9 protein-coding genes are annotated in these 12,114 nt (G+C 58.6%); 4 read left to right on the forward strand and 5 right to left on the reverse strand.

The window, feature by feature from the left end; genetic code table 11:
* Nucleotides 1–940 precede the first annotated feature (940 nt).
* The 4 genes from AR306_RS13490 to AR306_RS01640 all read right to left on the reverse strand — a co-directional run bounded on the left by AR306_RS13490 (nt 941) and on the right by AR306_RS01640 (nt 6,713).
* The gene (locus AR306_RS13490) at nt 941–2,950 is read right to left on the reverse strand and encodes an acyl-CoA dehydrogenase C-terminal domain-containing protein (RefSeq protein ID WP_240622449.1); all 2,010 of its coding nucleotides are present in this window, start codon (nt 2,948–2,950) and stop codon (nt 941–943) included.
* 400 nt (nt 2,951–3,350) lie between these two features.
* A complete protein-coding gene (locus AR306_RS01630) occupies nt 3,351–5,156 on the reverse strand; it encodes a phenylacyl-CoA dehydrogenase (RefSeq protein WP_101495817.1) in 1,806 nt (601 codons plus the stop codon).
* A gap of 368 nt (nt 5,157–5,524) precedes the next feature.
* Nucleotides 5,525–5,770 (reverse strand): hypothetical protein, encoded by a 246-nt coding sequence (locus AR306_RS01635; protein WP_101495818.1) that lies wholly within the window; start codon nt 5,768–5,770, stop codon nt 5,525–5,527.
* A 67-nt stretch (nt 5,771–5,837) separates the two neighbouring features.
* Complete coding sequence (locus AR306_RS01640) at nt 5,838–6,713, reverse strand: LysR family transcriptional regulator (RefSeq protein ID WP_240622450.1); 876 nt, start codon at nt 6,711–6,713, stop codon at nt 5,838–5,840.
* Nucleotides 6,714–6,851: 138 nt separating this feature from the next.
* On the opposite strand from AR306_RS01640, the gene trpB reads away from it, so the two are divergent.
* From trpB to ilvD, 4 genes are all read left to right on the forward strand, one after another.
* Nucleotides 6,852–8,063 (forward strand): tryptophan synthase subunit beta, encoded by a 1,212-nt coding sequence (gene trpB, locus AR306_RS01645; protein ID WP_101495819.1) that lies wholly within the window; start codon nt 6,852–6,854, stop codon nt 8,061–8,063.
* On the forward strand, nt 8,060–8,869 hold the full coding sequence (trpA, locus tag AR306_RS01650; protein ID WP_101495820.1) for a tryptophan synthase subunit alpha: 810 nt from the start codon (nt 8,060–8,062) through the stop codon (nt 8,867–8,869). Before trpB ends, trpA begins: the two co-directional genes overlap by 4 nt.
* A 93-nt stretch (nt 8,870–8,962) precedes the next feature.
* Nucleotides 8,963–9,385 carry a hypothetical protein gene (locus AR306_RS01655; protein ID WP_101495821.1) on the forward strand — a complete coding sequence of 141 codons (423 nt, stop codon included), beginning with the start codon at nt 8,963–8,965 and terminating at the stop codon, nt 9,383–9,385.
* Between the two features lie 200 nt (nt 9,386–9,585).
* A complete protein-coding gene (ilvD, locus tag AR306_RS01660) occupies nt 9,586–11,268 on the forward strand; it encodes a dihydroxy-acid dehydratase (protein ID WP_407071173.1) in 1,683 nt (560 codons plus the stop codon).
* Between the two features lie 98 nt (nt 11,269–11,366).
* Here the strand turns inward: ilvD and AR306_RS01665 are convergent, their stop codons facing one another.
* Complete coding sequence (locus tag AR306_RS01665) at nt 11,367–12,059, reverse strand: aspartate/glutamate racemase family protein (RefSeq protein ID WP_101495822.1); 693 nt, start codon at nt 12,057–12,059, stop codon at nt 11,367–11,369.
* Between the last annotated feature and the right edge of the window lie 55 nt (nt 12,060–12,114).

A 12,114-nucleotide genomic window follows, 5' to 3' on the forward strand; every position in this document is an offset into this window, starting at 1 on the left:
GAAAGAGGACAGTATAGACGATGGCAATGTTTTTTGCTTTCGGTCGCTGTTCATTGCGTGTTTTGATGTTGGCGCAGGTTCGAATCCATTTGAACGATGTTCGGCGTGGCCGGGGATGTGGGGCTGTTTGTGCGAATAAATTCGCACCTACGGGCGTTTGTAGGTTCGAATCCATTTGAACGATGTTCGGCGTGCCCGGGGATGCGGGGCTGTTTGTGCGAATAAATTCGCACCTAGGGGCGTTTGTAGGTTCGAATCCATTTGAACGATGTTCGGCGTGCCCGGGGATGCGGGGCTGTTTGTGCGAATAAATTCGCACCTAGGGGCGTTTGTAGGTTCGAATCCATTTGAACGATGTTCGGCGTGCCCGGGGATGCGGGGCTGTTTGTGCGAATAAATTCGCACCTAGGGGCGTTTGTAGGTTCGAATCCATTTGAACGATGTTCGGCGTGCCCGGGGATGCGGGGCTGTTTGTGCGAATAAATTCGCACCTAGGGGCGTTTGTAGGTTCGAATCCATTTGAACGATGTTCGGCGTGGCCGGGGATGCGGGGCTGTTTGTGCGAATAAATTCGCACCTAGGGGCGTTTGTAGGTTCGAATCCATTTGAACGATGTTCGGCGTGGCCGGGGAGGTGGGGGTGTTTGTGCGAATAAATTCGCACCTACGGGCGTTTGTTGGTTCGAATCCATTTGAACGATGTTCGGCGTGGCCGGGGAGGTGGGGGTGTTTGTGCGAATAAATTCGCACCTACGGGCGTTTGTTGGTTCGAATCCATTTGAACGATGTTCGGCGTGGCCGGGGAGGTGGGGGTGTTTGTGCGAATAAATTCGCACCTACGGGGCGTTTGTGGGTTTGAATTCATTTGAACAATGCCCGGCATGGCCGGGCATGTGACAGGTGTTTGTGTGAATAAATTCGCACAAACAGGTGGGTTGGTATTAGAACAGTTTCTCGTCCAGCAGATAGAGGGATTCGCTACCGGCCTTGACCGAAGCAGTCAGGGAGTGGATGCGTGGCAGCAGGCGGGCGAAGTAGAAGCGTGCGGTGCCCATCTTGCTGGCGTAGAAGTCCTCTTCGCCTTCCCTGCCCTGTGCGGCTTTGGCCATCAGTGCCCACATGTAGGCATAGGCGGTGTAACCGAATACATGCAGGTATTCCACGGAGGCTGCGCCAATTTCGTTGGGGTTGGCCTTGCCCTGCTCTACCAGCCAGGCGGACAACTCATCAAGATTTTCGATGGCTTTTTGCAGTGGTGCGGTGAAATCCTGCAACTGCTGGTTGGCAGCGATGAAGTCGTGCACTTCCTTGCTGAAGTGCTGGTAGAACGCGCCACCATTGGCCACCAGCTTGCGGCCGGCCAGGTCCAGTGACTGGATGCCGTTGGTGCCTTCGTAAATCTGGGTAATGCGGCAGTCGCGCACCAGTTGCTCCTGGCCCCACTCACGAATGTAACCATGGCCGCCAAATACCATCTGGCCATGCAGGGTGGTTTCCAGCGCCACGTCGGTCATGAAGGCCTTGGCGACCGGGGTCAGCAGGGCAACCAGTTCACCGGCTTGTTGCTGGACAGCGGTATCGTCGGAAAACTTGGCCAGGTCCAGCTGCTTGGCGACATAGGTGGAAAACGCACGGCCGCCTTCGTTCATCGCTTTCATGGTCAGCAGCATGCGACGCACGTCAGGATGCACGATGATCGGGTCGGCGGCCTTGTCGGGCTGCTGTGCACCGGTCGGGACACGGCTTTGCAGGCGCTCGCGGGCGTATTCGATGGCGCTCTGGTAGGAGCGTTCGGCCACACCCAGGCCCTGGATGCCGACACCGAGACGTTCGTAGTTCATCATGGTGAACATGGCGGCCAGACCCTTGTTGGGTTCGTCGACGATGTAGCCGATGGCGTTGTCGAAGTTCATCACGCGATGCACGATGATCGGGTCGGCGGCCTTGTCGGGCTGCTGTGCACCGGTCGGGGCACGGCTTTGCAGGCGCTCGCGGGCGTATTCGATGGCGCTCTGGTAGGAGCGTTCGGCCACACCCAGGCCCTGGATGCCGACACCGAGACGTTCGTAGTTCATCATGGTGAACATGGCGGCCAGACCCTTGTTGGGTTCGTCGACGATGTAGCCGATGGCGTTGTCGAAGTTCATCACGCAGGTGGGTGATGCCTTGATGCCCATCTTGTGCTCGATGGAGCCGCAGGACACGGCATTGCGCTCACCGAGGCTGCCGTCTTCGTTGACCATGAACTTGGGCACCAGGAACAGCGAGATGCCGCGCGCACCGGCGGGTGCGTCGGGCAGCTTGGCCAGTACCAGGTGAATGATGTTTTCGGTCAGGTCGTGTTCGCCGCCGGTGATGAAAATCTTGGTTCCGGTGATGCGGAAGCTGCCGTCATCCTGTGGCTCGGCCTTGGTGCGGATGATGCCCAGATCGGTGCCGGCATGCGGCTCGGTTAGACACATGGAGCCGGCCCACTGGCCGCTGTACATGTTGGGCAGGTATTTTTGCTTCAGTTCTTCACTGGCGTGGGCATGCAGCGACAGGCAGGCACCTGCGGTCAGCATCGGGAACAGGCCAAAAGAGACGTTGGCCGCGTTGACCATTTCTTCCAGCTGGGCAGTGAGCATCTTGGGCATGCCCATGCCGTCATATTCCGGAGCACCGCCGACACCGACCCAGCCGCCTTCGGCATAGGTCTGCCAGGCCTCGATGAAGCCGTCGGCGGTTTTCACTTCGCCGTTGCTCCATTGAGCGCCCTGCTCATCGGCCTCGCGGTTAAGCGGAGCGATGATGCCGGCGTTGACCTTGGCGGCCTCTTCCAGAATGGCGCTAGCAGTATCCGGATCAACGGTTTCGGCCAGAGCCGGCAAGCTGGCCCACAGCAGCGGCGCCTGGAAGACTTCATTGAGGACAAAATTCATGTCGCGTAGCGGGGCTTTATAGTCGGCCATTGGCTGGTTCCCTTTATAATATTTGTTCAGAACTGTGTGGCAGCAGGCGGATGATGATTACGTAAAGACGTTGCAAGTACGTCCCTGTAGGCTCCCGGGCGGCATCCATGCCGCCCACGCTTTACTCCACCATCATCCGCCTGCCTGAAACATTTGTGTTGCCTGCGAGTTTTTGCGGTAAGCCTGTGCAAAAGCCAAGGTGTGACGGATGCACGGAGGTTGTCTCTCGCCTCCCTCTCCCCACACGGGCGGATCTGGCGGATTGCACGGAATTTGAAGCAGTTGGTATAAAGTGGAGCAAAGCCTTGGCCGCCAAGGATGGCGGCCGGGAGCCTACAAGGATGTACTTGCGGCGTCTTTGCGTAGCTTTGTACCAACTGCCAGCACTAGCAAACCGGCATCAATAGCCCAGTGTAAAATCCTCTTCCGCCATATCCATCAGGTTGTCGGCACCGGACAGCATGGCCGCAACATGCGCACGGGTGCGCGGCAGGATACGGGCGAAGTAGAAGCGTGCGGTTTGCAGCTTGGCCTTGTAGAAGGCCTCTTCGCTGGTGCCGGAAGCCAGTTGCTCGGCGGCAACCCGTGCCATGTCGGCCCAGAAGTAGGCCAGGCAGGCGTAGCCGGAGTACATGCAGTAATCCACGGCGGCAGCACCGACCACTTCGCGGTCTTTCATGGCGGCCATGCCGATCTTCATGGTCAGCTCGCCCCATTCCTTGTTGATGTCGGCCAGTGGTGCGACAAATTCCTTGATGGCCTCGTTCTCCTCGTTGGACTTGCAGAACTTGTGAACCACCTTGGTGAAGGCCTTCAGCGATTCACCCTGGGTCATCAGTACCTTGCGGCCCAGCAGGTCCAGCGCCTGGATGCCGGTGGTGCCTTCATACAGCATGGAAATGCGGCTGTCGCGCACGTTCTGCTCCATGCCCCACTCGGAGATGTAGCCGTGACCACCGTAGATCTGTACGCCATGGTTGGCGGCTTCAAAGCCGGTTTCGGTCATGAACGCCTTGGCAATCGGAGTCAGGAAGGCCAGCAGGGTGTCTGCCTGTACACGGGCTTCCTCGTCCTGGCTGCGCTGCACGATATCCACCTGCTTGGCGGCGTAGTACAGCATGGCGCGGTTGCCTTCGGAGAACGCCTTGGTGGTCAGCAGCATGCGGCGCACGTCAGGGTGCACGATGATCGGGTCGGCGGCCTTGTCCGGAGCTTTCGGGCCGGTTAGAGAACGCATTTGCAGGCGCTCGCGGGCGTAGCTGATGCCGCCCTGGAAGGCGACTTCGGCGTGGGCCAGACCCTGCAGTGCGGTACCCAGGCGGGCGGTGTTCATGAAGGTGAACATGCAGTTCAGGCCCTTGTTGGGCGGGCCGATCAGGAAACCGGTGGCGTTGTCGAAGTTCATCACGCAGGTGGAGTTGCCGTGGATGCCCATCTTGTGCTCCAGCGAACCACAGGATACGCCGTTGCGCTCGCCGACTTCGCCGCTGGTGTCCGGCAGGAACTTGGGCACGATGAACAGGGAAATACCCTTGGTGCCTTCCGGTGCATCCGGCAGGCGGCCCAGTACGATATGTACGATGTTTTCCGCCATGTCGTGCTCGCCGGCAGAAATGAAGATCTTGGTACCGGTTACCTTGTAGCTGCCGTCGGCCTGTGGCTCGGCCTTGGTGCGCAGCATGCCAAGGTCGGTGCCGCAGTGGGGTTCGGTCAGGCACATGGTGCCGGTCCACTGGCCGGATACCAGCTTGGTCAGATAGGTCTGTTGCTGCTCTTCGGTACCGTGGGCGCTCAGGGTGTTCATCGCGCCGTGGGACAGGCCGGGGTACATGCCCCAGGACCAGTTGGCCTGGCCGACCATTTCACTGACCGCCATGCCGAGGGATTCTGGCAGGCCCTGACCGCCATGAGCTTCGTCGTGGGCCAGGCTGGGCCAGCCGCCTTCGACAAACTGCTCGTAGGCTTCCTTGAAGCCGGTCGGGGTGGTCACGCCTTCGGGAGACCAGGTGCAGCCTTCGGTATCACCCACGCGGTTGAGCGGGGCAATGACGTTTTCGCAGAACTTGGCGCCCTCTTCCAGAATGGCGTCAATCATGTCCGGGGTGGCCTCTTCGCAACCGGGCAGGCTTTGGTAGTGCTCGGCATAGCCAAGCAGTTCGTCACGGACAAAACGGATATCGCGCAAGGGGGCTTTATATTCGGGCATGGTGAAGACCTCTGGAGATGACTTTTATTATTGGAGCCGCTCGGCTGTGAAGTGGTTTCGCGGCTCTTGAATTCATGCAATGTGGGGAAGTGTCCTGCGCCGGGCAAAACACTCAAACGGCCGTTTGAAAGTTACGACCAGCAGGGAGTGTTGTCAAGCGTTACCGGGCGATTTTGTATCCGCAGGGATTAGCCAAAAGTGGTAGGCAGAAGAGACCGGAGAGTCAGTTTTGACAGAAAAGGAAATGCTTCTGCAAAAGCGGAAAGGATCTGGATGACATACAGGGTCCGGGCTTTTGGCGGGAAAACTAAAAAGCCCGTGCAGTTTAAATACATGCACGGGCTTCGAGACGGGACGGAAAAAGAGATTTAACTCATGGTGTTGATCAGGGTGCCGATGTTTTCGCTGGCGGCCTCGACCATCTTGCCGCCGACCATGGCCAGATGCTGGGCCTGATCCATCTGCACCAGCTGCTGGGTCAGATCGGCAATGTTCATCATGGGCATGTCGCTGACAGTTGCATTGGCAACAGTTTGTGCCGTGCTGGCCAGTTGTTGCTGGCTGGCCTTGATGGTTTGCACGCCCGCGCTCATCAGGCTTGAAGAAATCTGCATGACATCCTCCATGGGGTGTCTGGTGATGCTTGAATGCCAGTATATATTTTTTCGGACTCCGATTCCATCAGGACAGGGTAGCGAGCAGCCCAGTCAGCTTTTCGATGCGCTGGCGCTGGCTGATGTTGTGAATTTGTACACATAGCCAGGCATCGGTACTGACAAAGCCCCAGGGGGCGAGCAGCCGGCCCTGTTCCAGATCGGCGCGGATCAGCTGTTCGGGGGCGATGCCGATGCCCAGCCCGGCCAGTACTGCCTCCAGCAAATAGGACAGGTGCGGAAAACCCTGGCCCATGTGCAGGCTGTCCGGCGGGATGCCATTGTGTCTTGCCCAGTCCGGCCAGGCCTGTGGCCGGGACAATGTGTGCAGCAGCGGCAGCTGGGGTATGGCTTTGTTGGAGTCCAGATCAAGCTGTTGCGCCAGGGCGGTGGCCAGTACGGGGCCGATACGTTCCTGTTCCAGCGGTATCAACAACTCGTCGGCTACGGGATTGTTCATGAAGGACAGACTGAGGTCGGCCTGTTGTTGCGGGCGCTCGTCATCGGCGCTGGTGACCAGTTGCAGGGGCAGATCCGGCAATGCCTGTTGCAGCGGTGGCAGACGCGGGATCAGCCAGCGCGCCAGCAGGCTGCCGGAACAGGCCAGCACCAGCGGTTTTTCCTGCTGTTGCTGACGCAGCTGTTGGCAGCTTTCGGCAATGGTCCTGAATGCCGGCTGGCAGTTCTGGTATAGCTGCTGGCCGGCATCTGTGAGTTTTATGCCACGCCCCTGTTTTTCCAGCAAACTGGTGTTCAGTTCTTCTTCCAGCAGCTTGATTTGACGACTGACTGCGCCGTGGGTGACATGAAGCTGTTGAGCAGCCATGCTGATGCTGCCCTGTTCGGCAACGGCAACAAAGGCTTTCAGTGCATTCAGGGATGGTAGTCTGTGCAGGTCATTCATGTGAGAAATAATAACAGATGGCAATAAAATAATCGCTTTTGCTTTGGCCGGTTTTGTCACAGAATTGCTGTAGGTGCGAATTTATTCGCACACCCAATTTTCATTGTGCGAATGAATTCGCACCTACAGGGGAAAGGCATGCACACTTATTTTGATGCTCCCGATGAGCGCGGGCTGTTTGGCATTTTTGGTGGCCGCTATGTGGCCGAGACCCTGATGCCGCTGATTTTGCAGCTGGGCGAGGCCTATGAACAGGCCAAGACTGATCCCGAGTTTCTGCGCGAGCTGGCGTATTTTCAGCGTGACTATGTGGGCCGTCCAAGCCCGCTGTATTACGCCGAACGCCTTTCTGAACACCTTGGCGGCGCGAAGATCTACCTCAAGCGTGAAGAGCTGAACCACACCGGCGCACACAAGATCAACAACTGCATCGGCCAGATTCTGCTGGCGCGGCGCATGGGCAAAAAACGCATCATCGCTGAAACCGGTGCCGGCATGCACGGCGTGGCCACGGCTACGGTGGCAGCGCGGTTTGGTCTTGAGTGCGTGGTTTACATGGGCACCACCGACATCGAGCGCCAGCAGGCCAACGTGTTCCGCATGAACCTGCTGGGGGCCAAGGTGATTCCGGTCACCGCCGGTACCGGCACGCTCAAGGATGCCATGAACGAGGCGCTGCGTGACTGGGTCACCAACGTCGACAATACCTTCTACCTGATCGGTACCGTGGCCGGCCCGCATCCCTTCCCTGCCATGGTGCGTGATTTCCAGGCAGTGATTGGCAAGGAAGTCCGTGACCAGCTGCAGGAGCAGGAAGGTCGTCTGCCCGACTCGCTGATCGCCTGTGTCGGCGGTGGCTCCAACGCCATCGGCCTGTTCCACGAGTTTCTCGACGAGCCGACGGTGAAAATGGTCGGTGCCGAAGCCGCCGGTCTGGGACTGGAAACCGGCAAGCATGCTGCCAGCCTGACTCTGGGTGCTCCGGGCGTGCTGCATGGCAACAAGACTTATCTGCTGCAGGACGAGGACGGTCAGATCAAGGATGCCCACTCGATTTCAGCCGGTCTGGACTATCCGGGCGTTGGCCCTGAACACTCCTGGTTGCGTGATGTGGGGCGGGTCGAGTACACCGCTGTCAGCGATGACGAGGCACTGGCAGCGTTTCAGCTGTTGTGCCGTCAGGAAGGCATCATCCCCGCGCTGGAGTCGTCCCATGCACTGGCCGAAGCGGTCAAGCGCGCACCGCAGCTGCCCAGGGATCACCTGATGGTGGTCAACCTGTCCGGCCGTGGCGACAAGGACATGGCCAGCATCATGCACTATCTGGGTGAGAAAGGAGCGCAGTCATGAGCCGTATCCAGGCCTGCTTTGCCAAACTGAAACAAGAAAATCGCGCTGCGCTGGTGACTTTCCTGACCGCTGGCGATCCGGACTACGCTACCGCCCTGACCATCCTGCGCGGTCTGCCCGGTGCCGGTGCCGACGTGATCGAGATGGGCATGCCCTTCACCGACCCCATGGCTGACGGCCCGGCCATCCAGCTGGCCAACCAGCGGGCGCTGGGCAACGGCATGAGCCTGCGCAAGACCCTGCAAATGGTGCGCGAGTTCCGCGAGGGCAACGACCATACGCCGATCGTGCTGATGGGCTACTACAACCCGATTCATCATTACGGTGTGGACGCCTTCATCCGTGATGCCAAACAGGCCGGCGTGGATGGCATGATAGTGGTCGATGTGCCCGCCGAGCACAACGAGGAACTGTGCGAACCGGCGCAGGCCGGCGGCATCGACTTCATTCGCCTGACCACTCCGACCACCGATGACCAGCGCCTGCCGACTGTGCTCAAGGACAGCTCCGGCTTTATCTATTACGTCTCGGTGGCCGGTGTCACTGGTGGTGCTACCGCCAGCCTGGACCAGGTAAGTGAAGCGGTTGCCCGCCTGCGCCGCCACAGCGACCTGCCGGTGTGCATCGGCTTCGGTATTCGCACTGCCGAGCATGCGGCCAACGTCGCCCGCCTGGCTGATGGCGTGGTGGTGGGTTCCGCGTTGGTGGACAAGATCAATGCGGCTGTCACGCCGGAACAGGCAATTGCAGATGTGCTGGCGCAGTGTCGCGAGATCAGTGAGGGAGTCAGGGGCGCCCGTCTCTAAGTCCGGATTCGTCTGCACAGATCGGGAGCACGGCTTTTTGGCTGTGCTCCCGAATTTCCAACATATGGTTTCATCATCAAAGATCAAATACCTATGCTCAGTCCAGTTGTCCAGCAAGAGGCAACCGGCTGTGGCATTGCCATTGTTGCAACCATTCTGGGCAAGAGCTATCCAGAAATGAAAGCCATCGCCAATGCCAGCGGCATCCATGCAGAGGATGAATCGCTGTGGTCGGATACAGGCTATGTGCGCCGCTTGTTGACCGGGGCGGGTGTGCAAGTGGCAACTGAAACAAAGCCTTTTGAGTCCTGGGATACCCTGCCCGATCTGGCTTTATTGCCGATCAAGCATCATCAGCGGGATGGCCGTGAATTCTGGCACTGGACGGTATTTCAGCGTGTGCGGGGCGAAGCCTTTGTGCTGGATCCGGCCAGTTACCTGCCAAGCAATATCAGGCAGGATTTTGCGCAGATGCATCCGCAATGGTTCATTACGGTAGGCAGGTCACAAGCCTGATCAATTCCCTTCAATACCTGCCCGGCTGCAGTCTGGGCATGGAAGCTGCCGGCTTTGTTAATAGTGATCAATTGTTTGTTGTGTAGAACCATGGCTTTAATCGTTCTTTAAGCAAGTGGTGCTATGTTTGGGACAAACAAAGCGCAAGCACATGCGCCAAAGCATCCACACAGCCAAAGCACTGCTTGAGTGAGGGACAGATGATTATCACTGACGACGAGAACCGCAAATACTCCGCCATTGTCGTAGACGGCATCGACAAGGCACCGGCGCGTTCAATGTTGCGCGCCGTGGGCTTCACCGATGAGGATTTCAAACACCCTCAAGTGGGCATTGCTTCCACCTGGGCCAGCCTGACCCCTTGCAACATGCACATCAACGGCCTGGCCGATGAGGTAGCCAAAGGCGTTTATTTTGCCGGTGCCAAGCCTGTTGTATTCAATACCATCACCATTTCGGACGGCATTGCCAACGGCTATCAGGGCATGAAATATTCCCTGGTGTCACGTGAAGTCATCGCCGACTCCATCGAAACCGTTGCCGGCTGCCAGGGCTTTGACGGTCTGATCGCGATTGGCGGCTGCGACAAGAACATGCCGGCCAGTATCATCGCCATGGCGCGCCTGAACCGTCCCTCCATTTTTGTCTACGGCGGCACCATCAAGCCCGGCAAAAACCACACTGATATTGTGTCCGTATTTGAGGCGGTTGGTGCTCACGCACGCGGTGACCTGACCGAGGAGCAGGTTGTTCAAATCGAGAAAGAAGCCATTCCCGGTCCTGGTTCCTGTGGTGGCATGTACACCGCCAACACCATGGCCTCTGCGATTGAAGCCTTGGGCATGAGCTTGCCGGGCAGCTCGGCTCAGGAAGCGGTGTCCCCTGAAAAACACAAGGACTGCCAGCGTGCCGGTGAAGCCATCAAGTGGTTGCTGAAACAGGACATCAAGCCGTCCGACATCATGACGCGTGAAGCCTTTGAAAACGCCGTCACCATGGTTATCGCACTGGGTGGCTCCACCAACGCTACCCTGCACCTGCTCGCCATGGCCGATGCCGTAGGCGTGCCTTTGACGCTGGATGACTTCACTGAAATCGGCAAGCGTGTGCCCGTGCTGGCTGACCTGCGTCCGTCCGGTAAATACATGATGTCAGAGCTGATTGAAATCGGTGGTATCGCCCCACTGATGAAGCGCCTGCTGGAAAAAGGCCTGCTGCATGGCGATTGCCTGACGGTCAGTGGCCGCACCTTGGCTGACAACCTGAAAGACGTGGAAGACTATCCCGAAGGCCAGGACATCATCATGCCCTTCGACCAGCCCATCAAAAAGGACAGCCATTTGCGTGTGCTGAAAGGCAACCTGGCCCCGACCGGTGCCGTGGCCAAAATTAGCGGCAAAGAAGGCACCCACTTTGAAGGCACTGCCCGAGTGTATGACTCTGAAGAGCTGGCCATGGCAGCCATCCTTGACGGCACCGTGGTGGCCGGCGACGTCATCGTCATCCGCTATGAAGGCCCCAAAGGTGGTCCGGGTATGCGTGAGATGCTCTCCCCTACTTCGGCGATCATGGGGCGTGGCCTGGGCAACGAAGTAGCCTTGATCACCGATGGCCGCTTCTCTGGCGGAAGCCACGGCTTTGTCGTTGGGCACATCAGCCCCGAAGCCATGGTGGGCGGCCCTATCGCTCTCATTGAAGACGGTGACAGGATCATCATCGATGCCGTTGAAGACAGCATTACACTCGATGTGCCGGAAGGCGAGCTTGCCAGACGCAAGGCGGCATGGGCAGCGCCCGAGCCCAACGTCAAGCGTGGTGTTCTGGCCAAATATGCCAAAACCGTAGGCAGTGCCGCTGAAGGTGCGATCACGGACAGGTTCTAGACAGCCTGTTGTTCGCTTCTCGTTCCTGTTACCAGGAACTGGCCCGGCTCCCGCGAAAGCGGGAGCCCTGTTTTTTGAAGAGCGTAAACCTGGCCAATTCAATCTTCCAGCGCCAGCTCGGCTGCGGCCCGGGCATGGATGCCGGTGGTGTCGAACAGGGGTACGGACGAGTCGGCCTGGCTCACCAGCATGGCGATTTCCGTGCAACCCAGAATGATGGCCTGTGCCCCCTGCTCCACCAGCTGCTTCATGATTGTCCGGTAGATCTGGCGTGACTCGTCCCGTACCACGCCAAGGCACAGCTCCTCGAAAATGATGCGGTGAATGCTGTTCTGGTCCGCTGCGTCGGGAACCAGCACTTCCAGCCCATGCTGTTGCAGATGCTCGCGATAGAACGGCTGCTCCATGGTGAAGCGGGTGCCGATCAGCCCGACCCTGGAGTGCCCCGCCTGTTTGATCACGCTGGCGGTGACGTCGGCAACGTGTAGCAGGGGAATGCTGGTGGCGGCTTTCACTGCAGGTGCCACCCTGTGCATGGTGTTGGCGCAGATCAGCAGCAGTTCCGCACCTGCTGTTTCGAGTGCACCTGCTGCGCTGGCCAGCACTTCGCCGGCGGCGTCCCAGTCGCCAGCCTGCTGCAGCTGTGCAATTTTCTGGAAGTCGACGCTGTAGAGGATGATTTTGGCCGAGTGCAGGCCGCCCAGTCGCGCTTTGACGGTTTCGTTGATCTGGCGGTAATAGGGAATGGTGGATTCCCAGCTCATGCCGCCGATAAGACCGATGGTTTTCATGTCTGCGTTCGCCCATTTCTTGTGTGCTACAGTCACCGGCAGGGATATTTGCAAT

Source organism: Thiopseudomonas denitrificans (assembly GCF_002866065.1).
In the GTDB taxonomy this organism is placed as follows: Bacteria; Pseudomonadota; Gammaproteobacteria; order Pseudomonadales; family Pseudomonadaceae; genus Thiopseudomonas; species Thiopseudomonas denitrificans.